Annotated in this window: 19 protein-coding genes; 13 read left to right on the forward strand and 6 right to left on the reverse strand. The window is 65.8% G+C overall.

The window, feature by feature from the left end; all coding sequences use genetic code 11:
- Positions 1 to 47 precede the first annotated feature (47 nt).
- Both METFAM1_RS0104935 and METFAM1_RS0104940 read left to right on the forward strand, forming a co-directional pair.
- Positions 48 to 872 (forward strand): peptidylprolyl isomerase, encoded by an 825-nt coding sequence (locus METFAM1_RS0104935; protein ID WP_019918488.1) that lies wholly within the window; start codon positions 48 to 50, stop codon positions 870 to 872.
- Between the two features lie 96 nt (positions 873 to 968).
- Positions 969 to 1,331, forward strand: a complete 363-nt coding sequence (locus METFAM1_RS0104940) for a hypothetical protein (protein ID WP_019918489.1) — start codon at positions 969 to 971, stop codon at positions 1,329 to 1,331.
- A 24-nt stretch (positions 1,332 to 1,355) separates the two neighbouring features.
- Here the strand turns inward: METFAM1_RS0104940 and METFAM1_RS0104945 are convergent, their stop codons facing one another.
- Together METFAM1_RS0104945 and METFAM1_RS0104950 are read right to left on the reverse strand one after the other, a co-directional pair.
- Positions 1,356 to 1,925: a flavodoxin family protein gene (locus METFAM1_RS0104945; protein ID WP_019918490.1), complete on the reverse strand. Its 570-nt coding sequence runs from the start codon at positions 1,923 to 1,925 to the stop codon at positions 1,356 to 1,358.
- Positions 1,922 to 2,653: a pirin family protein gene (locus METFAM1_RS0104950; protein ID WP_019918491.1), complete on the reverse strand. Its 732-nt coding sequence runs from the start codon at positions 2,651 to 2,653 to the stop codon at positions 1,922 to 1,924. The genes METFAM1_RS0104945 and METFAM1_RS0104950 overlap by 4 nt, the downstream gene beginning before the upstream one ends.
- Before the next feature lie 94 nt (positions 2,654 to 2,747).
- Here METFAM1_RS0104950 and METFAM1_RS0104955 point away from each other — a divergent pair, with 94 nt between their 5' ends.
- From METFAM1_RS0104955 to METFAM1_RS0104990, 9 genes are all read left to right on the forward strand, one after another.
- Positions 2,748 to 3,719, forward strand: a complete 972-nt coding sequence (locus METFAM1_RS0104955) for a LysR family transcriptional regulator (RefSeq protein ID WP_232419650.1) — start codon at positions 2,748 to 2,750, stop codon at positions 3,717 to 3,719.
- Positions 3,716 to 4,672, forward strand: a complete 957-nt coding sequence (locus METFAM1_RS0104960; RefSeq protein WP_019918493.1) for a CobW family GTP-binding protein — start codon at positions 3,716 to 3,718, stop codon at positions 4,670 to 4,672. The genes METFAM1_RS0104955 and METFAM1_RS0104960 overlap by 4 nt, the downstream gene beginning before the upstream one ends.
- A gap of 56 nt (positions 4,673 to 4,728) precedes the next feature.
- Positions 4,729 to 6,321, forward strand: a complete 1,593-nt coding sequence (locus tag METFAM1_RS0104965; RefSeq protein ID WP_024300471.1) for a protein adenylyltransferase SelO — start codon at positions 4,729 to 4,731, stop codon at positions 6,319 to 6,321.
- A complete protein-coding gene (locus METFAM1_RS0104970) occupies positions 6,318 to 7,289 on the forward strand; it encodes a succinylglutamate desuccinylase/aspartoacylase family protein (protein WP_024300472.1) in 972 nt (323 codons plus the stop codon). Before METFAM1_RS0104965 ends, METFAM1_RS0104970 begins: the two co-directional genes overlap by 4 nt.
- 968 nt (positions 7,290 to 8,257) lie before the next feature.
- The gene (locus tag METFAM1_RS0104975) at positions 8,258 to 11,149 is read left to right on the forward strand and encodes an adenosylcobalamin-dependent ribonucleoside-diphosphate reductase (RefSeq protein ID WP_019918496.1); all 2,892 of its coding nucleotides are present in this window, start codon (positions 8,258 to 8,260) and stop codon (positions 11,147 to 11,149) included.
- 695 nt (positions 11,150 to 11,844) lie between these two features.
- Positions 11,845 to 12,702, forward strand: a complete 858-nt coding sequence (locus tag METFAM1_RS20780; protein ID WP_157256666.1) for a PDZ domain-containing protein — start codon at positions 11,845 to 11,847, stop codon at positions 12,700 to 12,702.
- Positions 12,703 to 13,864: 1,162 nt separating this feature from the next.
- Positions 13,865 to 14,263 carry a hypothetical protein gene (locus METFAM1_RS20785; protein WP_157256667.1) on the forward strand — a complete coding sequence of 133 codons (399 nt, stop codon included), beginning with the start codon at positions 13,865 to 13,867 and terminating at the stop codon, positions 14,261 to 14,263.
- A 63-nt stretch (positions 14,264 to 14,326) separates the two neighbouring features.
- The gene (locus METFAM1_RS0104985) at positions 14,327 to 15,139 is read left to right on the forward strand and encodes a suppressor of fused domain protein (RefSeq protein WP_019918499.1); all 813 of its coding nucleotides are present in this window, start codon (positions 14,327 to 14,329) and stop codon (positions 15,137 to 15,139) included.
- A gap of 154 nt (positions 15,140 to 15,293) precedes the next feature.
- Positions 15,294 to 15,611, forward strand: a complete 318-nt coding sequence (locus METFAM1_RS0104990) for a hypothetical protein (protein ID WP_019918500.1) — start codon at positions 15,294 to 15,296, stop codon at positions 15,609 to 15,611.
- Between the two features lie 60 nt (positions 15,612 to 15,671).
- Here METFAM1_RS0104990 and METFAM1_RS0104995 read toward each other — a convergent pair whose 3' ends face one another.
- Entirely contained in the window at positions 15,672 to 16,490 is an 819-nt protein-coding gene (locus METFAM1_RS0104995) for a hypothetical protein (RefSeq protein ID WP_019918501.1), read from the reverse strand.
- A 146-nt stretch (positions 16,491 to 16,636) separates the two neighbouring features.
- On the opposite strand from METFAM1_RS0104995, the gene METFAM1_RS0105000 reads away from it, so the two are divergent.
- Positions 16,637 to 17,761, forward strand: coding sequence for a helix-turn-helix transcriptional regulator (locus METFAM1_RS0105000; RefSeq protein WP_019918502.1), 1,125 nt, complete (start codon positions 16,637 to 16,639; stop codon positions 17,759 to 17,761).
- 396 nt (positions 17,762 to 18,157) lie between these two features.
- On the opposite strand, the gene METFAM1_RS0105005 is transcribed toward METFAM1_RS0105000, so the two are convergent.
- The gene (locus METFAM1_RS0105005; protein WP_019918503.1) at positions 18,158 to 18,958 is read right to left on the reverse strand and encodes a DUF3014 domain-containing protein; all 801 of its coding nucleotides are present in this window, start codon (positions 18,956 to 18,958) and stop codon (positions 18,158 to 18,160) included.
- A gap of 328 nt (positions 18,959 to 19,286) precedes the next feature.
- On the opposite strand from METFAM1_RS0105005, the gene METFAM1_RS0105010 reads away from it, so the two are divergent.
- Positions 19,287 to 20,810 (forward strand): GGDEF domain-containing protein, encoded by a 1,524-nt coding sequence (locus METFAM1_RS0105010; RefSeq protein ID WP_024300476.1) that lies wholly within the window; start codon positions 19,287 to 19,289, stop codon positions 20,808 to 20,810.
- A gap of 8 nt (positions 20,811 to 20,818) precedes the next feature.
- On the opposite strand, the gene METFAM1_RS0105015 is transcribed toward METFAM1_RS0105010, so the two are convergent.
- Together METFAM1_RS0105015 and METFAM1_RS0105020 are read right to left on the reverse strand one after the other, a co-directional pair.
- Positions 20,819 to 22,549 (reverse strand): GGDEF domain-containing protein, encoded by a 1,731-nt coding sequence (locus METFAM1_RS0105015; RefSeq protein WP_019918504.1) that lies wholly within the window; start codon positions 22,547 to 22,549, stop codon positions 20,819 to 20,821.
- A 221-nt stretch (positions 22,550 to 22,770) separates the two neighbouring features.
- On the reverse strand, positions 22,771 to 22,968 hold the full coding sequence (locus METFAM1_RS0105020) for a CsbD family protein (protein WP_019918505.1): 198 nt from the start codon (positions 22,966 to 22,968) through the stop codon (positions 22,771 to 22,773).
- Between the last annotated feature and the right edge of the window lie 54 nt (positions 22,969 to 23,022).

Raw genomic sequence — 23,022 nt, forward strand, 5'->3', positions numbered from 1 at the left:
CAGGCACAACGCAATCCGCAACCGGATTCCACCCGAAAGGTAAATCGATGAAACACACGCTTTCCGTCCTGACCCTCGCCGTGATGACCGCATTCGCCGCACCCGCCATGGCGCAGAAGGCCAAGGAGAAGGCTGCAGCGCCCGCCGCCGCGCCGGCCGAAGGCGTGCTCGCCACGGTCAATGGCAAGGCGATCCCGCAGGGTCGCGCCGACATCATGATCCGCAACCAGGTGGCCCAGGGCCAGCAGGACGGCGACCAGCTGCGCAGCGCCGTGCGCGAGGAACTGATCCGCCGCGAGGTGCTGACCCAGGCCGCTGCCGCCAAGGGCATGGACAAGAACGCCGCGCTGATGCACCAGGCCGAACTGGCCAAGCAGGCGGTGCTGATCCAGGCCTATCTGCAGGATTACATGCGCACTCACCCGGTGTCCGAGGACACGATCAAGGCCGAATACGAGAAGATCAAGGCCGGTCTGGGCAACAAGGAATACAAGGCACGCCACATCCTGGTGAAGACCGAGGACAAGGCGAAGGAAATCATCGGCAAGCTGCAGGCTGGCGAGAAGTTCGAGGATCTGGCCAAGGATTCGGAAGATCCGGGCTCCAAGGACCGCGGCGGCGACCTCGGCTGGAGCGCGCCGGCGCAGTATGTGAAACCCTTCTCGGAAGCGCTGGTCAAGCTCGAGAAGGGCAAGTTCACGCCGCAACCGGTGCGCAGCGACTTCGGCTACCACATCATCAAGCTGGAAGACGTGCGCGACCTGAAGCTGCCGTCCTATGATGAAGCTAAGCCGCAGATCGCCCAGCGCCTGGAGCAGCAGACCATCGCTGCCCACGTGAACGAACTGCGTCAGAAGGCCGCGATCAAGTAATCACCCGGCGCCGCCCGCCCACCGGCGCGTCGCCTCAACCCCGCGTCCATCCGGCCGTAAAACCGGTCGGATGGACCGAGGACGGAAGGACGCGAGATGGGACAGCACGCACCCGAGCAGGGCCTGGAGCCGGCGCACGAGCCGGAGTCGATGCTGCGCCTGTGGTGGCGCTTCATCTGGCCCTTCCTCTATTTCCGTGATTGCACGCGCGGCTCCTGGATGGAGCGCGTGCAGAGCTACCGTCACAACCGCTCGATGCGGCGCCACCTGCCGGGCTTCATCGTCAAGTGGCTGCTGTTCACCGCCTTCTGGTTCGCCTTCGGCATGATGTTCGACGAGTTCGCCGGCCTGGTGATTCCAGCCGCCTGCTGCTTCGTCACCGGCACCTGGACCGGCATCGTCGCCATCGTTCTCGCCGTGGCGTGGACCTGGCTGGAACGTTTCCCCGAGCTGTACTGATCGCCGGGGAAACGCTCCGTCCGCTCAACGTGCCGCCAGTCGCGAAGCCTGCTGCGCGATGCGCGCACCGAACAGGCGCGCCGTCTTCAGATCGCCTTCGACCATTTCATCGACCGACGCGTCGGACGGAGTCGACGCCATCGCACCGGCGAAGGACGCCACGTAATTGATGTCCTCACGCGTCGCCGCCTTGCTGTTGCTCGGCATCAGGCCGGTACCGACCCACAGCATGCTGTGCTGCATCGCCAGCGTCATGAAGTAGTGCAACGTCGAGTGCTTGTCGCCGTTCATCGACGCCGAGTTGGTAAAGCCGGCCGCCAGCTTGTCCTTCCACTGCTGCGTGAACCACGCCTTCGAGCTCGCGTCGGCGAATTTCTTGAACTGCCACGACACGGTGCCCATATAGGTCGGGCTGCCGAACACGATGGCGTCCGCAGCCAGCAGCGTCGCCCAGGCCGACTCCGGCACATTGCCTTCGGCGTCAATTTCGATCTGCTGCACCTGCGCACTTTCGGCCGCGCCGTCGGCGACCGCTTGCGCCATGCGGCGGGTGTGGCCGTAGCCGCTGTGATAAACGATGGCAACCTGCGTCATGCTGTTCTCCCTTCAGTAGTGGAATGACTGCCCAGATCGAACAGCAGCGCGTGTGCGCCACGCCCCTGTTCGAGTACAACTTCGTCTTCATGCTCGATGCGCAGCGCATCGCCGCTTTCGAGGCGCTGACCATTCACTGTCAGTTCGCCGTCGATCAGGTGCACATAGGCCTTGCGGCCGGCACCGAGGCGGTGCGAGAGCGCGACGTGCCCGCTGTCGAGGCGGCTCGCGTACAGCGCGACGTCGGCGTGAATGGTGAGCGCACCATCGCGCCCCTCCGCATTCACCAGTGGCAACAGGCGGCCCTGCCGCGCGCTGTCGGCAAAGTGCTGCTGCGCGTAGCCCGGCGCGATGCCGCGCGATCGCGGCAGCAGCCAGATCTGCAGCATGCGCACCGGCGTCGTCGCCGCGTGGTTGAATTCGCTGTGCTTGACGCCGCTGCCTGCGCTCATGCGCTGCACGTCGCCAGCGCGCAGTACGCCGGTGTTGCCGAGTGAATCGCGGTGCGTCAGTTCGCCCGCCAGCACCACGGTGACAATTTCCATGTCGCGGTGCGGATGGGTGCCGAAGCCACCGGCCGGCTCTATCGTGTCTTCCATCAGCGCACGCAGCGTGCCGAAGCCCATGTGTGCCGGGTCGTAGTAGTCGGCGAAGGAAAAGCTGAAATGCGACTGGCCCCAGCCGTGGTCGTCGAAACCGCGTTCGGAAGATTTGCGCAGACTGATCATTGCCCATCCCCTTGATGTGTTGGTCGATGAGTCAATTGTGGCGACGCGGAGATCGACGATGGCGGCACGTCGCTGATATCATCATTCAAATTATTTGAACGACCGTACCTCACCCGCCGTGTCCGAACGCGACCATCCGCTGACGCCCGAAGCGATCCGTCTGATCGCCACCATCGACGAAGCCGGCAGCTTCGCCGCAGCAGCGCGCATGCTCGGCAAGGTGCCGTCGGCACTGAGCTACAGCGTGCGTCAGCTCGAAGACGCGCTCGACGTGCTGCTGTTCGACCGCGCCAGCCGCACTGCGGTACTGACGCCGGCCGGGCGCGAACTGCTGGTCGAGGGCCGTCGCCTGCTGCTGGAGATGGACGCCGTCGCCAGCCGCGTCAAGCGCGTCGCCAGCGGCTGGGAGGGCCAGCTGGCAATCGCCGCCAACGCACTGCTGTGCCCGCACACGCTGCTCGATCTGGTCGACGGCTTCTACGCCCAGCGCGACACCGCGCGCCTGCCGCCGCCGACGCGCATCCGTCTGCGCCAGGAGGTGCTTTCAGGCACCTGGGAAGCGCTGCTGTCGGGTGCCGCCGACCTCGCCATCGGTGTCGACGCCGACGACACGCGGGTCAGTGGCGTGCAGGTCGAAGCGCTCGGCGACATTCCCTTCGTGTTCGTCGTGGCGCCGCACCACCCGCTGGCCCGCGTCGCCGAGCCGCTGGACCCGGCGATGATCCGCATGCACCGCGCAGTTGCCATCGCCGACAGCGCGCTGCGGCTGTCGCCGGTGTCGCGCAACCTGTTGCCGGGGCAGGACGTGCTCACGGTGCCGACGCTGGACATGAAGATAGACGCCCAGCTGCGCGGTCTCGGCTGCGGCTTCCTGCCGGAGGCGCGCGTGCGCGCCCACATCAAGGCCGGACGGCTGGTCGAAAAGGCGACCGGCGAGGACAAGGTCGCCCGCTTCACCATCGCCTGGCGCAGCGCCGGACAGCGCGGGCGCGCGCTCGACTGGTGGCTGCAGCAACTGGCCAGCCCGCGCACCCGCCGCGCCCTGCTCGAAGGCGTGCCGGCATGAGCGCGCAACGCCTGCCGGTGGTGCTGCTGACCGGCTTTCTCGGCGCCGGCAAGACCACGCTGCTGAACCGCCTGCTTGCGCGTGCCGACATGGCCGACACGCTGGTCATCGTGAACGAGTTCGGCGAGGCCTCGCTCGATCACCGGCTGGTCACGCACACCGCCGACCAGACCGTGGTCGAACTGGCCAGCGGCTGCGTCTGCTGCACGCTGCGCGGCGACCTCGCGCAGACCTTGCGCGACGCGCACTGGCGCTTCGCACGCGCCGGCCGGCGCCAGTTCGAGCGCATCGTGATCGAAACCACCGGGCTGGCCGACCCGGCGCCGGTGCTGCGCACGCTGGCCGCCGATGCGCGCGTGGTCGAACGCTACCGGCTGAGTTGCACCCTCACCGTGGTCGATGCCACGCATGCCGCGGCGACGCTCGCCATGCGGCCGGAAGCGGTGCGCCAGGTTGCCGCCGCCGATCGCCTGCTGATCAGCAAAACCGACCTCGCCGACGCCGCCGCGATCGCCACGCTGCGGCAGACGCTGGCCACGCTGAACCCGTTCGCGCCGCAGCTCGACCTGCGCACCGCCAGCCTCGGGCCTGCGCTGTTCGACCCGCCCGCCGTCATGCGCTACCGCGCCGCGCCACCGACCATCGCCGCGCCGCACGCCGTGCGGGCCGACAGCACCCTGATCGAACAGCCGCTGCAGCGCGCGCAGATCGACGCCTGGCTCGCCGCCTGGCCAGACATCGCTGGCCCCGGCCTGCTGCGCATGAAGGCCCTGTTCGACGTCGCCGGCGAATCGCGCCCGCTGGTCGTGCAGGGCGTACAGCACGCGCTCTACCCGCCGACACTCCTGCCCGCCTGGCCCGACGCCGCGCGCGGCTCGACCGTCGTGTGCATCACCCAGGGCATAGCCGACACCCGTCTGCAGGCCTGGCTGTCCGCGCTTCATCACGATTGAACCCGCGCGCCGTCGCTTCGCTCAAAATGCAGTCTTCCGCACGTACCAACGCATTCATGTCAGCCGCACACAAACGACTCGACGAAATCGAGTTCGACAACCTGTTCGTTCGCAGCCTGCCGGCCGATCCGTCGGATCTGATCCGCTCCCGCCAGGTGCGCAACGCCTCCTACACCTTCACGCCGCCGACCCCGGTGGCCGCGCCCGCACTGCTGGCCTGGTCCGACGTGCTCGGCGCCCAGCTCGGCCTCGCCCGCCCGGCGCGGGTCGACGCCGCGGTCGAGGCGCTGGCCGGCAATCGCGTGCTGCCCGGCATGCAGCCCTACTCCGCCCGCTACGGTGGTCACCAGTTCGGCAACTGGGCCGGTCAGCTCGGCGACGGCCGCGCCATCACGCTGGGCGAAATGTTCGACATCAACGGTCAGCGGCAGGAACTGCAGCTGAAGGGCGCCGGCCCGACGCCCTACTCGCGGCGTGCCGACGGCCGCGCTGTGCTGCGTTCGTCGGTGCGCGAATTCCTGTGCAGCGAGGCGATGTTCCACCTCGGCATTCCGACCACGCGCGCGCTGAGCCTGGTCGCCACCGGTGACCAGGTAGTGCGCGACATGTTCTACGACGGTCGCCCGGAGTACGAACCGGGCGCCATCGTCTGCCGCGTGGCACCGAGCTTCGTGCGCTTCGGCCACTTCGAAATCCTGACCTCGGAGCAGGAACTGCCGCTGCTGCGCCAGCTCGCCGACTGGGTGATGACGCATCACTACCCGGGCATCACCTCCTACGCCGAATGGTTCGCCGAAATCTGCCGTCGCACCGCAACGCTGATGGTGGACTGGATGCGTGTCGGCTTCGTGCATGGCGTCATGAACACCGACAACATGTCCATCCTCGGTCTGACCATCGATTACGGCCCCTACGGCTGGCTCGAAGGCGTGGACATGATGTGGACGCCTAACACCACCGACGCCCAGGGTCGCCGCTACTGCTACGGCCGCCAGCCGCAGATCGGCTACTGGAACCTCACCCGCCTGGCCGCCGCGCTGGCGCCGCTGATCGACGACCGCGATGCCATCGACGCCGCGCTCGAAGGCTACGAACAGACCTTCGCCGACGGCTGGACCGCGATGCTGGCCAACAAGCTCGGCCTGCCGCTGCCGGCAGCCGGCGACGACGCCGACCAGGACATGCGCAGCCGCCTGTTCCAGCTGCTGCAGCACGAAGAGTGCGACTTCACGATCTTCTTCCGCCGCCTCGCCGACGCACCGCTCGGCGCAGCCACCGCGGGCGACGCAGCGGCGCTCGTACCGCTGCACGAGGCCTTCTACAGCGGCGACGGGCCGTCGCCCGAGCACGGCCGCGACCTGCTCGACTGGCTGCAGCAGTGGGCGCAGCGCGTGGTTGCCGGCGGCGAGCCGGATGCCGCACGCATCGCCCGCATGAACTCCACCAATCCGAAGTACATCGTCCGCAACTGGCTCGCCCAGCGCGCGATCGACGATGCCACCGCCGGTGACACCGGCATGATCGAGCGTCTGCTGAAGATGATGCAGCGCCCCTACGACGAACAGCCGGAATTCGACGACCTCGCCGGCCGCCGCCCTGAATGGGCGCGCAACAAGCCCGGCTGTTCCGCACTGTCCTGCAGCTCATGAACCTGACCAGCCTGCGCACCCACTGCTACCACGGCCTCGAAGCCGGCCCGAAACTGATCGTGCTCGGCGCCGTGCACGGCAACGAAACCTGCGGCACCCAGGGCATCGCCCGCGTCCTCGGCGAACTCGACCGCGGCGAGCTGCGCATCCTGCGCGGCGCGGTCACCTTCGTGCCGGTCACCAACCCGCTCGCCTATCTGCGCGGACAGCGGGCGGGCGACCGCAACCTGAACCGCAACCTCGGCCCGAAAGACGCACCGCAGGACTACGAGGACCGCATCGCCAACGCACTGTGCCCGCTGCTGGCGGCGCACGAGGTGCTGCTCGACCTGCATTCCTTCCACACCGGCGGCGAGCCCTTCGCCATGCTCGGCCCGCAGAACAACAGCGGCCCGCTCGAACCCTTCGTCCACGCCGCGGCTGAAGAGGCGATGGCGCTGCGCCTCGGTGCGCGCCGTCTGGTCGAGGGCTGGCTCGACACCTATGCCGCCGGCGTGCGCACCCGGCTCGCGCGCACCGCGCCGACCGAGCGCGCGCAACTGCTCAGCACCGATCCCGATTACGGCGTCGGCACCACCGAATACATGCGCCGCCTGGGCGGCTACGCGATCACGCTCGAATGCGGCCAGCACGAAGACCCGGCCGCACCCGACTTCGCCTGGCGGGCGATCCGCAACACCCTCGCCCACCTCGGCCTGACCGACGAAACACCGCCGCCCGCGCGCTCCGACTGCGAACTGCTGAAGCTGGTCGAAGTGATCGACCGGCTGCACGCCGGCGACACCTTCGCCCGCCCCTGGGCCAGCTTCGACCCGGTGTCCGCCGGTGACCTGATCGGCACGCGCGAGGACGGCAGCGAAGTGCGCGCCCAGCGCGACGGCTTCATCGTGTTCCCGAACCCCGCCGCCACGCCGGGCAACGAGTGGTTCTATTTCGCCCGGCGCAGCGAGCGCGTCCTGCACGGCTGACGCCGAGCTCGTGGGAGCGAGCTTGCTCGCGATCGCAGCCTGAATCGAAGCTTGCGGCCAGCTAACGCCGAGTCGCGGTCAGAAGACCGCTCCTACAGGAATCGCGCCCGATCGGTGGTCGGAGCCAGGGTTCTGTGGGAGCGGTCTTCTGACCCCGACAGCGGCCTGCACCGAAGCCTGCGGACAGCAAAGGCCGTATCGCGGCCAAGGCTGCTCCCACAGGGATCGCGCCCGATCGGAGATCGGAGCCGGACTTCTCTGGGAGGGTTCTTCTGACCCCGACAGCGGCCTGCACCGAAGCCCGCGGACAGCAAAGGCCGTGTCGCGGCCAAGGCCGCTCCCACAGAGGTCGCTCTCACATGGATCGCGCCTGATCGGCGGTCAGAGCCGGGGTGCTGTGGGAGGGGTCTTCTGACCCCGACAGCGGCCTGCATCGAAGCCAGCGGACAGCAGCGGCCATGTCGCGGCCAAGGCCGCTCCCACAGAGGTCGCTCTCACATGGATCGCGCCCAATCGGCGGTCGGAGCCGGACTTCTGTGGGAGGGGTCTTCTGACCCCGACAGCGGCTTGCATCGAAGCCTGCGGACAGCAGCGGCCATGTCGCGGCCAAGGCCGCTCTCACAGGGATCGCGCCTGATCGGCGGTCGGCGCCGGGGTGCTGTGGGAGGGGTCTTCTGACCCCGACAGCGGCTTGTATCGAAGCCTGTGGACAGTAGCGGCAGCGTCGCGGCCAAGGCTGCTCTCACAAGGAATGCCGCCGGTGACCGGAGGTAATTGCCGCCACGCGTTTCCCCACCCCCGCGCCCTCGCATTGTCATGGTGCACCGCAATCGCCCGCCCGGCCGTAAGCATCGCAGCCAATGCCAGCAGGGGCGCGGACGACCGCCGGAACGCGCCCCTGTCAAGGCTGTCCGACCTCGTATCAGCGGCCTAGAATCGAAAGATTCACGTCAGGGAGGAGCCCACACATGCAACAGATCGATCTTGTCCCACTGACCGAAGAGGAAAAAATCGCCTGCCTGCCGGAGCAGGAAATTTCAGGCGAAGTGCTGATCGAGAAGTACGCCAAGGGCGGCGAAACCACCGTCGCTGAAGTGCGTCGCCGCGTGGCGAAGGCACTGGCCCAGGCCGAAGCGGAAGACCGCCGCGCGCACTGGGAAGCGAAGTTCCTCGAAGCGCAGGACCGCGGCTTCGTACCCGCCGGCCGCATCAGCTCGGCCGCCGGCACCAACCTCACCGCCACGCTGATCAACTGCTTCGTGCAGCCGGTCGGCGACTCGATCACCGAAATCGAGGACGAGCGCCCCGGCATCTACACCGCACTCGCCCAGGCCGCCGAAACGATGCGCCGCGGTGGCGGCGTCGGCTACGACTTTTCCAGCATCCGCCCGGTCGGCGCCCGCGTGCGCGGCACGCAGTCGCGTGCCTCCGGCCCGGTCAGCTACATGCGCGTGTTCGACCGCTCGTGCGAAACGGTGGAATCCGCAGGCAGCCGCCGCGGCGCCCAGATGGGCGTTTTGCGCTGCGATCACCCGGACATCGAACAGTTCATCCACGCCAAGGACGGCGGCGACCTGACCAATTTCAACGTGTCGGTCGGCGTGACCGACGTGTTCATGAAAGCGGTCGAAGCCGACACCACGGTCGACCTGGTGCACAAGGCGGAACCGGCACCCGACCTGAAAGCGGCCGGCGCCTACCAGCGCGAGGACGGCCTGTGGGTCTACGCGAAGCCGCGTGCGCGCGATCTGTGGGACCAGATCATGCGCTCGACCTACGACCATGCCGAGCCGGGCATCCTCTTCCTCGACCGCATCAACCGCGACAACAACCTCTACTACTGCGAGCGCATCGAGGCGACCAACCCCTGCGCCGAACAGCCGCTGCCGCCCTATGGCTGCTGCGACCTGGGTTCGATCAATCTGGTGCGCTTCGTGAAGCGGCCCTTCTCCGAAGCGGCCGAATTCGACTTCGACGGCTTCCGCGAAGTGGTGGCCATCGCCATCCGCATGCTGGACAACGTGCTCGACGTGACGCACTGGCCGCTGCAGCAGCAGCATGACGAAGCGATGGCCAAGCGCCGCGTCGGCCTCGGCTTCACCGGCCTCGGCGACACGCTCATCATGCTGCGCCAGCGCTACGACTCGCAGGAAGCGCGGCTGATGGCCTCGCGCATTTCCGAAGTGATGCGCGACGCCGCCTACCTCGCCTCGGTCGAACTGGCCAAGGAGCGCGGCAGCTTCCCGCTGTTCAACGCCGACATGTACCTGTCGGGCGGCAACTTCGCGTCGCGCCTGCCGGCCGAGGTGAAGGAGCAGATCCGCAAGCACGGCCTGCGTAATTCGCACCTGCTGTCGATCGCGCCCACCGGCACCATTTCGCTGGCCTTCGCCGACAACGCCAGCAACGGCATCGAACCGCCCTTCTCCTGGACCTACACGCGCAAGAAGCGCATGGCCGACGGCACCTTCAAGGAATACGCGGTCGAGGACTACGCCTGGCGCCTGTACAAGCACCTCGGCGGCGACATGGACAAACTGCCGCCCTGGTTCGTCACCGCGCTCGAAATCTCCGCCGCCGCCCACAAGGACATGGTGGCCGCGGTCGCGCCCTACATCGACACCTCGATTTCCAAGACGGTGAACGTGCCGGCCGACTACCCCTACGCCGACTTCGAGGATCTCTACCTCGCCGCGTGGAAGGCCGGCCTCAAGGGCCTCGCCACCTACCGCCCGAACAGCGTGCTCGGCAGCGTGCTGTCGGTCGACACGCCGAAGAGCGAAGAGAAGAAGCAGCCACACGACGTCGAACTGGTCGCCGGCGGCGCCAACCAGCGCCTGTCGATCGGCGCGCTGCCGGCGCCGGTGCTGGCCAGCCTGCGCTGGCCCGGCCGGCCGGACATGAGCGACGGCAACCCGAGCTGGACCTATATGCTGAAGACGCCGGGCGGCGAATTCGCGCTCTTCGTCGGCCACACCGAAAACGAAGGTCCGGACGGCCGCATCCAGCCGCTGCCCTTCGAAGTGTGGGTCAATGGCGCCAACCAGCCGCGCGGCCTCGGCGCCGTCGCCAAGACGCTGTCGATGGACATGCGCGCCAACGATCCGGGCTGGCTCAAGCTCAAGCTCGACGTGCTTGCCAAGACTGTCGGCGACGCCAGCTTCGACCTGCCCTTCCCGCCGACCGGCGAACACCGCCGCATGCCCGGCGTGGTCGCCGCCTTCGCCAACGTGATCCGCTACCGCTGCGACAAGCTCGGCGCGCTTGACCGCGAAGCGCCGACGCCGGTGCTCGACACCCTGTTCGCCGTGCAGGAGCCGAAGACCGGCACCGACGGCACGCTGAGCTGGACGGTGGACATCAGCAATCCGGCCACCGGCGAAGACTTCGTGCTCGGCCTGAAGGAGATCACCCTGCCCGGCGGCGAGACCCGGCCCTACTCGGTGTGGCTGTCCGGCAACTACCCGCGCGCGCTCGACGGCCTCACCCGCATCCTCGCGCTCGACATGCGCGTGATGGACCCGGCCTGGATAGGCATGAAGCTGCGCAAGCTCATCAGCTACCCGGAACCGCTGGGCGACTTCATGGCCTTCGTGCCCGGCACCCGCCGCCAGCAGAACTGGCCCTCGACCGTCGCCTACGTCGCCCGCCTCATCATCCACCGGTACGCCATGCTGGGCATCCTCGACGAGGACGGCTACCCCACCCGCGAAATGGGCATCCTCGAAGCCCCGCGCGGCGACGACGAACCCAAGCTCATGCAGGGTGCGCTGTGCAACGAATGCGGCAACCAGTCGGTGATCCGCAAGGACGGCTGCGATTTCTGCACGGCCTGCGGCGCAGTCGGCAGCTGCGGCTGACGGCTACGCCCACAAGGGCGCATCGCTGAAACGGAAAGGGCCTGTCGGGAGACAGGCCCTTTTTCTTTGCGTGGCTGGCGGCGTTCGCACCCACCGTCGTCGCGCACGATCTTCGCCACCCCATCGGCCAAAAGTCTGATGCGCGGAAGGACCGCAGCATCATGAGCTAACTTCCGTGCGATGCCGGTAGGGAGCATGTCCGGTTTCGGGTTTTGTTGGTACTGCGAGTAAACGTGGAAGCAAACGGAGAGGATTGAAATGAAAAAGAAATCCGGTGTCCAGTTTGTTCGTTTATCCGGACACCGCCCGTCTTATCGGACGAAAATGTCGTCGACCTCACGTTGGGCGTCGCAATATGGCGCGTGAAATGTTTACGCCGCAGGAAAAGAAAGTGCAGCAGCGCGTCTTGCTGCTGGTTGCCCTTTGTTGTGGCGTTTTTGTTGTCATTCTCCAGTTCTTCTCGGAGGCTCCCTTTGCGCTTCCCGTCGCCCTCGGGCTATGGGTCGTCGCAGTCGGAGCAATGCTCTTCGTCGTGCCAAAGCAATTGAGAAGGGCCTTTCAACATTATTGGCCTCGCCGTTAAAGGAGTTTGCTTCGCCATTCGTTCCTCGCGCTGCTTCCACCTTAGTCTCGGGTCCTTGCCGCGAGAGGCCGTTGCAGGCTGCGTTCTCAGCCGACCTCGTCGCGCTTGCTTCATGCTGCAAGGTGGCAGCGAGCAAGGTGGCGCCGCCCAACCCTGCGCTCAACCGGATCTGCGCGAAAAGCCGCGCAGGCCGGTTAGCTCCACGTTGGGCGTCATGAGGAAGATTAAGCTAATTGCGTTGTGCTGTGGTGCATTCATGCCAGCGAGCGTAGCAATTTCTCAGTGGGCTTTTCTCCCGCCAGCATCGAAAATCGTTGCAGTGGGTTCTGCAAAGCGGATTGCACGATGCGAAGCAGCCTTTCCAGCCTTCGGCGGAAGAACCGAGCGCTACTTGAAAGAATTAAGTGCTGTAGCGCCGGGCATCATTGAAACGAATGAAATCCCAGCAGTAAGCACAGAGTTTCTTGAATGGGCACGCAGCCAATCTAGTAAAGACGTTCACCCGGAGAACTGTCAGAAGGATATCGATAATTTAGTACCGCAGGCGCTCAAGCAGCTCCCCTGTATCGTCCGCGAGGAACGAAAGATGGATGCATTTCGTTCGGAATTCGATCAGACAGTACGCAAGTACTTTGACCAAGGCCCGAACCTTCCGTGTACCGGCATTCTTGTGAAAGCCCACGAATCTAGAGATTCTTGCGAACGGGAGCTCGCTCCAATCACGGTGGATGAAGTCGAACTGAACTCACCTGCCGAACGCGCTGGGTTGATGTCAGGAGATGAGCTTCTTACGATGGCTAACGCAAAGATTTCCTTTTGGCGGGAACCCGAACTAGCCGAATTGCGTGCTGGCATAGGCTCCGAACTGAAGGTCTCCGTGAAAAGGGGGGACATAGTTCTTCAACGAAACATTACGGTAGGGCATCGTGTAATAGCACCAAGCGAATCCCCTACATGTCGCGCGCAATGAGCCACTGCAATAGGGGACAGACCACATTTGTCAAACATATTTTTTGAATTGTGGTCTGGCCCCATTTTCTAAAACCAGTACGCAGCACCTAGCCTCCTGATTTCATCGTTAGATCGCATTGCAGCCAACAAATGGCAGTTTCTAGACCACTATGAGTTACCCCTCAAATCAGTTAATTCCAGTTTCACTTCTCACCTCTGCATCAGCCCACGGGGAAAACGATCAACTCGCTATTTTAGGCCGCATTATTGGGACCAGACCCCATATATTTCCGCGGGGCACACCGTGATTCAGACGACGCTACGTAATCAAGCCGCAAACGCCAATTCGCTCAAAGTTAAATCGCACCACAAGCCTCTATAATTTTGGAGAAATAAATGCCCCAGGAACACCCAAATAAATCCAGCCCAAGGACAAAGATTTGGCTTTCAATGATTGGATTGATTGGAACAGTGATCGGAATTGTTCCGCCTGCAATAACCGCCCTTCGACCCACACCAGGCAACACCCAGAATGGCAACGGAAACACCATTAACCAAGGAAGCACAGTCAATTCAAACAACACCAATAACACGACGTATTTATCAATGTGGACTGATGGAATGAAGACAATTTTCGGCACCCCAAGGGTTCAGCCAGCCCAACATGGGGTGTCACAAATTCAGCGGATTCAGACGCCATCTGAACCGAATCATATCCCAACTGAGACGAAGTCAGATATGAGCCTCACAGCTCAAACCGCGACTCCGGAACCAGGCGCAGTCGGCCGACTTGTGGACAATGCGTCGCTTGCAAATGAAGCCACTTGGTCTCCTGAGGTATCAAGGGTAAATAGACTTCTGACATTTCACTTTCGCGCAGAGGCCACCGCTTCAGACGAAAATCCCGGGACGCTTGATGCTACGCTATCTCGCGACGGGAAAGACGTATGCACTATCTCCCTTAACACCCAAACCTCAGCGAACTCGAATGGCGTCCGATACGCCAACTCCATTTGCAGCGACACCGTATCAGCGGGCTCTTCGTACACCTACCGCGCGAAAGTCAACGTTTCCGGAATGATTCCAATAGGGGTTCGCCTCGGCCAGGTTGACGCTATTCTCAAGTAGAAATTACCAGGATCAGATCCATATATTTCCTGATTTTCAACGTTAGCCCTCTCATGACGAACAGCGTCGAAACCGCCGCTTGCTGGGCAAAATTCATTGCGAAATGTCCTGAGTTCGTCGCTGGCGAAGCGCTTCTCGCGCAATTCAACGCCGGGAAGATCACACGCCTTTGTGAGTGTGGTTGTAACAGTTTCAACATGGTTCGTGAGGAGGGAAGGCAAGCCGCTCCAATCGCTCCGCCTTCCGGGAGAGGTCACGTTGTGTTTCTCGCTGAGTTCCCGGTAGAGCAGCCGCCCGGTGCGTCCCTTGAGTTCATTGTCTATGCGGATGCAAAGGGAAATTTCGATGGGCTCGACGTGCATCTGAACGGAAACACCGAACCCATTCCAGAGCAGTTAGTTGTCTCCGAGGTCCCTTACCATGTGTATGGAATCCTGGCCCGAAAGGGCTGACCCTGCTGTCGTGCGGACCTGCGCGAAAGGCAGCGCAGGCCGCGCACCTCCACGCGAGCCGTCATGAAATACCTCACCGCAGTGTTCTTGTTTGTAGCGATGCTCGCAGCAGTACCAACCGTCCATTCCGCCGACAGGAAGGGGACCATGTCGCACGAAGAAGAGAGATCCGAATCCGGCAGTCCCATCTATCGCCACAAGCCGCGCGGCCCGGAACGGACCGCTCCACGGCACCCCGGAGAAAACCTGGAGGAGGTGGAAGCTCACGTCGAGAAGTACATCGGGAAGATTGAGTCCGTCTACCACGAAGTGCTGTCCGACTTGGTCCATCTTGATGTACTGATCGTTCCTGCTACGGCGGAACGTCCCTATCACGTGCTGGTGACCAGCGGTGTAAGCGACGAACCGATGAATGTTCCTGAGGGCATGGAGAAATTCCGCCGGGTCGAGCTTCTTATCGCTCTGCCGCGTAGCTGGCCTCTCGACCAGGAATCGCTCAAGAACGAAGCGAACTACTGGCCGCTAAGGTGGCTGAAGATGATCGGGCGTCTGCCCCATGAGTACAAGACGTGGATCGGGTGGGGGCATTCGATTCCCAATGGCGACCCGCCGGAGCCCATCGCAAATACGGGTTTTGTCGGCGCAATGCTCACGCCGCCGTATTCACTGCCCAAAGACTTCTTCCAGTTCCGGGCAAAGTCCGGGGACATGATTTCGTTCTATGTGCTGACGCCGCTGTACAAAGAGGAAATGGACCTCAAGCTCAAGAAGGGGGCCGACGTGCTGGAAGAGCGGTTTGAGAGGCGGGGAATCGGGTTTGTCCTTGATACGAAGCGGGCAAACGTTGCGAAAGCAAAGGGTTGGTTCGGAAAGTAATGACACCACCGGTCTGGATCATGTTCGGCAGCGAAGCAACTGCGCTTCGCGTGAGCGTTCGCTTCATGCAGCTACCGCGCCTATCCTTACGGGGGAGCGACCCCTCGAACGGAACCCATTCATCGATCCCACCGACCGGCATCCCGAACAGACCATGACGACGCGCATCCCCGAAGCAGATTGGCGACGGCTCAGCACGCTGAAGCCGGTTGCGCTTGAGCGCCTGTGCAATCGCATCCTGGAAGAACTGACACTCGTGGCCCAAAGCGAGGACACGAGCCATGAACGCTACTTGAACATCTTCAAGCTGATACAGGACCGCGACAAGCAGATCGCGCTTGTATTCGACGGGCTGAGCCGTTCCAACGCGCTGTTCAAGCTGACCGAGATGCGACGGGAGTATCTGCTGACGGATCAGGAATTTGCCGAGTTCAGCGACGAAACGCAGCGCATCGTGTCGCGCATGCTGTGAAGCGCTCAAGCGTGGTCCGCTCACGCGCCGAATGAATCGCCCGAAGGAACGCGGGAACGGTCAGAACTTCGGCGCCGCCCCCTGCCCCTTCAGCTTCCGCACCGCTTCGGTCTTGAGCTGTTCGACCCACTCGGCCGACCTCCGGCTGCCGGCGACCATGCCGCCCTGATCGACCAGCCAGGCTTCGAAGTTCTGCACCGGCTCGTTGTTCCATTCATAGCGCAGCACGATGCCGCAGCGGGCGACGTCGGGCATGGGGCCGAGGGCGTCGACCAGATGCGGCACGCGTTGGCGTGCGTACTGTTCCAGCACCTTCACCGCACCCGGCTGCAGCAGCGTGCCCATGGCGTTGTTCCAGGGGATGCGCTGGCCCTTGCGATCCTTGTCCACGCTGCACTGGGGTTTGCCTTCCTCGCTCCAGTGCACGACGGCGCGACCGCCGGCAACCGGCGGGGTGCGCGCGGCGTACGGGCCGTAGCGCGCGACGAGCGACGACATCATCTGTTCGCTGCCCGGCGGTTGCGGCGCCGATGCGCGGCGCATGACGGCGATGACGCGCGGTTCGGACGGCGGGCTGGCGAACCAGATGCCGATGCCCGAACCGGCCATCGTGACGCCGATCTGGTCGAGGAATTCCGGCGACTCCAGCGAGTTCACGCCGTCGAAGTAGGAGAAGGTGGCGAGGGTGCGCTTCAGCTTCGCGCTGGCGTCGAAGGCCTGCACGGCCTTGACGGCTTCGGCTTCGGTCATGCCGATGCGCACGCCGGCGATGTCGAGCTTCGCGGCGGGGGTGGTGGCGTTCTGCGCCTGCGCGGGCAAGGCGCCGGCGATCAGCGCGCCGGCCAGGGCGAGGCGAAAAAGAACGGCTCGTGTCTGCATGGAAGGGCTCCTGTCATTCGATCCCGACGGTCGCATCGCCGCCGTGAGGTTCGCGTCGTGCGATGCCGGTGCGCTATGGTAGAAATCCGCACGGGGCGCTTGCGCCCCCCAAACAGGGGAGAAACCCGCTCACGGAGGCGTCACCCATGTCCTCACCGGAACTTGCCGACGCCCGCCTGTCGGCGCTGATCGCGCATTACTACGACGCCGCGCTGGACAGCAGCCTGTGGCCGGGCACCGCAACGCGCACCGCACAGGCGCTCGATTCGACCAGTACGGTCATCAAGCTGCACGGCGACGGCGCGCGGGTGGATCTGCTCGAGTGCACCGACAATCTGGTGGTCGCGGAGCGCGACCGGGCCTGGGCCGAGGACTGGCACCGGCGCGATCTTTGGGTCGAGCGCTCGGTCGCTCACGGGCTGTCACGCGTCATCACCGACGAGGATCTGGTGACGCCCGAAGAGCAGGCGCGCAGCGGTTTCTACCAGGAATGGCTGCGTCATCTCGACATCCACCACATGCTGGGCGCGGTGTTCCAGGCGGCCGATGGCGTCATCGGCGTGCTGGGCATCCATCGCACGCGCGAAGCCGGCGCCTATACCGAAGTCGAACGCAGCAAAGTCGCGCTGCTGCTGCCGCACCTGCAGCGCGCGCTGCGGCTCGGTCGGCGCCTGTCGGCGCTGTCGCAGGCGCATGCCACCGCACTGCAGGCACTCGACCGCGTCGATACCGGCGTGGTCGTGGTCGATGAGCGCTGCCGCGTCGTGCTGTCCAGCGCGATGGCGGACGCGCTGTTGCGCGGTAACACCGAACTGGCGGTGCATGGCGGATGCCTCGTTCTGCGGCAACCGGCGCTGCGCGATGCGCTGTCGGCGCGGGTGCGCGCGGCGGTCGATGTCGCGCAGGGCGAGCCGGGCGATGCCGGTGCCGCGCTGTGCGTTCCGCGTATGGGTCGGCTGCCACTGGTGCTGGAAATCGCGCCGCTGCGCCCGTCGCTGTCGGTGTTCGGCGATCAGGGGCCGGCCGCGCTGATGTTCATCCGCGACCCGGAGGCGCCGGCCGATCTGGAAAAGCTGCGCGCGCTGTTCGACCTCACGCGGACCGAAGCCGCAGTCGCCGCGGCGCTGGCGCAAGGGCGTTCGCTCGAAGGCATCGCGTCCGCGCTGGGCATCGGTCTGGCGACGGTCCGTTCCCACCTCAAGCGCATCCTTGCCAAGACCGGCACGCACCGCCAGGGCGAGGTCGTCGCCCTGCTCGCCCGCTGCGTCTGACCGGAGAACGCCCGAGCGCGCCCCCGCCATAGGTCGGGTGCGATCCTTGTGGGAGCGGCCTTGGCCGCGACGCGGCGGGTGCTTGCCGCTGGCTTAGATCACCGCCGCCATCGCGAGCAAGCTCGCTCCCACAGAACCCTGCTCCGACGCCGAACAGGAAGCGATCCTTGTGGGAGCGACCTTTGGTCGCGATGCGGCCGTTGCAGATCACCGCCGCTGTCGAGGTCAGAAGACCCCTCCCACAGAACCCCGGCCACGGACTCCGGCCGCCGGTCACGCGCTTCCTCCTGTGGGTGCGGCCTTGGCCGCGACTGGGCCGATGCGCGCCGCAAGCGTCGGCGCAGGCCGCTGTCCGAGGATCAGCAGACCACTATTGCTGTAAGCGTATCGGGTCGGTTACCCACCCGGCGCCTGCTTCGTCACCGCCGCGCGTATCTCTCGGAGCTTCGCCTTCACCCGCGCTGCATTGTCCGGGCCCATGCGCAGCAGGATCTTCTGCCCTTCCGACAGCTTTTCCAGTTCGGGATCGGCGAAGGTGTAGAGCACCTTGGGCTGCGCCAGGCGCAGCGGGCCGGCGAGTTCGGGCGCAGCCAGCAGGTGGTCGATCACCTCGACCAGGCGATTGTTGAAATAGCCGTCCGGGTAGCCCAGTTCGACGTAGCGCTGCTGGAAGGCCGGGTAATTGCGCACGTAGGCATCGACCACGGCGGCGGTCGGCACGGTGTCCACCAGATGAATATATGTGCCGTAGCGGGCGGCGTTGGATTCGTCCAGCACCCGCGCGTCGCCGCTGCCGGCCACGACCATCGGGCCGGGCACCGGTTTCACCGGCATCAGACGGCGCGCCACCTTCTCGCGCGGCAGGTTGTCGACGGTCACGACAATGCGCCGGACGATGTCGGTGCTGTTGAACAGCGTGTCGACCGAGGCGCCGAACAGTGCGCGCAGCGCGGCCAGCAGTTTTGCGTCCGGATCGACCTCGGCACCTGCCGCGTTGGCGACTTCCGGCGCGGCGATCGGGTAATGCGGCGCCGGCTCGGGCGCCGGCGCCTGGGGTTCGAGTGCCGTTACGACGGGCGCCTCGATCGGGGCGGGCGCATCGGTCGGCGCCGCCCGTTGCTGCTGCCAGTACAGATAGCCGCCTGCGCCCGCCACGGCCAGCACCAGCGCCGAAACTGCCGCCGTTGATTTCTTCATGTCGGTCTCCTCCCCGGTTGCGGTCCAGCAGGATGGACAGGCATCGGGCGTGGAATATCCGACTAAAGATTTTCTGGATGTGGCAGCCTGCCATCCGCCCCGGCCCGGGCGTGCACCGCGACGGTCCGGCTTACGCCGCCCCGCTGACGTTTGTTCGGCCGATCAATGGCTTGACGGTGAATCCCGAGTCAACCGGGCCGCCTGCTGCCCGCCTCCTTTTCCGCCTGTGCGCCGCCCCCGGACGGTGACTTTTCGTCGCATGTCTCGCCACGGGCCGGGTGTTCGGGCATGCTGGCGCGCCTTGAGCACCCGACGCCCCCGAGACGCTGTGGCCCTCATTGCTCCGACTTCCGCTGCACTTCCGTCGCGCCCCGACTGGCGCGTATTCCTTCTGCTGCCGCTGCTGCACTTCGCCAGCGTGAAGCTGACGATGTCGCTCGCGATGTCGCCGGAGAACGAGGTCGTGGTGTGGCTGCCGAATGCGGTACTGCTGGCCGCGCTTCTGCACTGGCAGGGCGCGCGCGGTGGCTGGATGGCGGCGCTGGTGCTGGCGTCCGACATCTACGCGAACATCCCCGCCTTCCCGCCTTTGCAGGCAACGCTGGTCAGCCTGTGCAATCTGTCCGAGGTGGCCTTCACCTATCTGCTGATGCGCCGGCTCGGCGTTTCACCGGGCCTCGAACGCATCCACGACTTCGGCCGCTTCCTGCTGGCCGGACCGCTGCTCGGGTCGCTCGGCGCCTCGCTGCTGGCCGGCGTCGTGCTGATGACGCTGGACCGGGTCAGCGCACCCTACTCGACCCTGACGCTGCTGTGGTGGTTCGGCGACGCGCTCGGGCTGCTCATTTACACGCCGCTGCTGCTGGCCTTCCTGCGACGCGACCCGGAGGGCGCACGCGGTGGCCCGGCGGGCATCGCGATGATGGCGCTGACGCTGGCCTTCGCGGCGCTGCTGTTCACCCAGCCAGTCAATGCCGGCGCCGCCTTTCACGTCGCGCTGACGCCGCACCTGCTGCTGCTGCCGCTGCTGTGGGTGGCGGTGCGCTGCGGCACGCGTTGCACTGCACTGACGGTGGCGCTGATCGCGCTCGGCGCGGCGTGGTCGGTCACCACCGGACACCAGCCCTTCGGCGCGGCGTCGCCGCACGACACCATACTGCGCGCGCAGGAATACATCCTGACGCTGAGCATCATCGGCATGGGGCTGTCCATCCTGCTGCGGGAACAGCGCGCGATGGCGCACGAGCTCGAAGACAAGGTGCGCGAACGCACGATCGAACTTGAAGCGTCGAACCGCCGACTGGCCGAGCTGAGCGCCACCGACAGCCTGACCGGCATCGCCAACCGCCGCCGCTTCGACGAAACGATGGAAGCCGAATGGGCACGCGCGCGGCGCAGTGGCGAGCCGCTGGCGCTGTGCCTGCTCGACGTCGACCTGTTCAAGCCCTACAACGACCACTACGGCCACCTCGCCGGTGACGACTGCCTGCGCCTGGTGGCCGAGGTGATCAACGCGCATGTGCGCCGCTCCACCGATCTGGTGGCGCGCTATGGCGGCGAGGAATTCGCCTTCATCATTCCGGGTGTCGATGCCGACGGTGCGCTCGCCACCGCGCACGCCGTCTGTGCCGCGCTGCAGGCGCGCGGCCAGCCGCACGTGCGCTCGCCCTTCGGCGTACTGACGGCCAGCATCGGCGTGGCCGTCATGGTGCCGGCCGACGACGACACGTCGGACCAACTGGTGCGACTGGCCGATCAGGCGCTGTACGAAGCCAAGCGTGCCGGCCGCAACCGCGTGGTGCGGGTGGCCAGCGAAGACGTCGAGCTGCTGCGCGCCGTGCACCGCGGCTGACGCGGCATTCAGGCGGCGGCGCACACGACGCGATTGCGCCCCTGCCGCTTGGCCCGGTACAGACACTCGTCGGCCGCGGCGATGGCGGCATCGAGCGAATCGTCGTCCGGCCGGCAGGCGGCGACACCGAAACTGGCGGTGATGCGCAGTTCGCCGCCGTCATCGAGCGGAATGCGCAGCGCCTCGATGACATGGCGCAGGCGCTCGGCGTGCTGGATGGCGCTGGCGACGTCGGTGTGCGGCATCAGCACGACGAATTCCTCGCCGCCATAGCGCGCCGCCACGTCGCCGCGCCGGCTCTGTTCGCCGCACAGCCGCGCCACCTCGACCAGCACCGCGTCGCCGACGACGTGGCCGTAGCCGTCGTTCACCTGCTTGAAGTGGTCGATGTCGAACAGCGCGACCGCCACCGGGTAGCCGTGGCGCTGCTGGTTCGGAATGTGGCGCTCGGCCAGCGTGAAGAAGCCACGCCGGTTCGGCAGCCCGGTCAGGAAATCGGTATTGGACTGGTCGCGCAACTGCTCAACCAGGCGCTGGCGTTCGTCCTCCAGCGCGACGCGCGCGATGCTGTTGGCGCGCAGCACGCTGATCGCCTGCAGCACGTCGGCCACTTCGTCGCGATGGCGCGGCTTGGGCACCGTGCGCTGCAGATTGCCCTGGGCGATGGCGACGATGAGGTCGGCGGTTTCTTCCAGCGGGCGCACCACCCGGTGATGCACCACCCACAGCGTGAGCGCGAGCAGCCCCAGCGTCAGCACGCTGCCCGCGCCGATCCACAGCAGCGCCGCGCGCGCCTCGGCATGACCGCTGCGCGCCTGTTCGAGCGCTTCGTCCATCAGCACGTCGCGCAGCGCGACGATGGCATCCATGTCCGGCACGTAGCGCGCGGCAAAGCCGGCGGCGTCCATTCCGTAGTGCGCGTCGCCCAGACCGTGCGCGGTCAGCGCCTCGACGAAGGGGATGGCGGATTCGAAGTAGCGCAGCTGCATCGTCGCGGTCGCGGTCTGTACCGGCACGCGGTCAGGTGCGGCTTCGGTGCGCTGCACCAGCAGTTTGCGCAATTGCTCGACCCGGCCGCGCAGCCGTTCGATCTCGACATGTTCGGCGTCGCGCAGCGGCTGCCGCGAGGTCAGCGCAACCGTGAACTGCGAACCGAGCTGGCCGGCGTATTCGCGCAGATCGGCGGCGATGCGCGCGCCAATCAGCGCGTCGGCGGCCCGCGGGTAGGCAGCCACCGCCTCGTTGGTCAGGCGCATCAGCGCCGGCGACAGGTCGTCGATCACCGCGAACATCTTGCCGATGGCCTCGCTGATGGCGGCCGGGCTGCGCTGTGCCCGAGGCAGCGCCGCGGTGCGGTCTATCGCCTCGCGCGCATGCGCCAGCTGCAGCGCAGCGCGCGCGATCAGCGCACGCACCTCGTTGCGCGGTACCGACGGCGTACCCACCGTGTGCTCAAGTACGGCGAAGGCGGCGTCAGTGCGCGCCCGCGCCTGCGCCAGCCGTTCGTGCTTCGCCGGGTCACCGGGCAGGTCGTCGCCGAGCACGCCGTTGGCCGGCCCGCGCTCGCGCGACGCCATTTCGGCGGCGAGCAGCAGATGACCGAGGTGCTCCATCGCCTCAAGGCCGCTGCGCGCCTGCGCGGCACGCGACCACTCGACCACGACGATGCGCAGCGAGAGGCCAAGAACGGCGCAGGCGAGCAGGAGGCTGACCAGCCAGAAAAGTCGGTGGAGGCGCATTCGGGAAGGAAAACGCCGTGCAAGGACTGCACGGCGCGGGTATCAGGTCGGTTCTTCTTGTGCTTGTCGGAAAAGGAGGATCGGGTTCCGGGCACCGCGGAGGGTGCCCGGAAGGGCGCCAAGTGTAGCCCGGCCAGCTGCGTCTGCAACGACCTGGATCAAACACCGGGCACGCGACCCGACCCGCAGACCTCACCCGCGGGTGAGGTCTGCGCTGCCGGTCAGAGGCGCTTTTCCCACTCGCGAACCTGCCGTTCGGCCTCGTCCTTGGCGATGCCGTAGCGCTCCTGGATCTTGCCGGCGAGCTGTTCGCGGCGGCCGGCGATGACGTCGAAGTCGTCGTCGGTGAGCTTGCCCCACTGTTCCTGCACCTTGCCCTTGATCTGCTTCCAGTTTCCCTCGATACGATCGGTATTCATGGCAATTCCTTTCATGGATGGACGGAAGGTTCCGGTCGGCGCGGCGTGCGCGCC

The organism is Methyloversatilis discipulorum (assembly GCF_000527135.1).
GTDB lineage: Bacteria > Pseudomonadota > Gammaproteobacteria > Burkholderiales > Rhodocyclaceae > Methyloversatilis > Methyloversatilis discipulorum.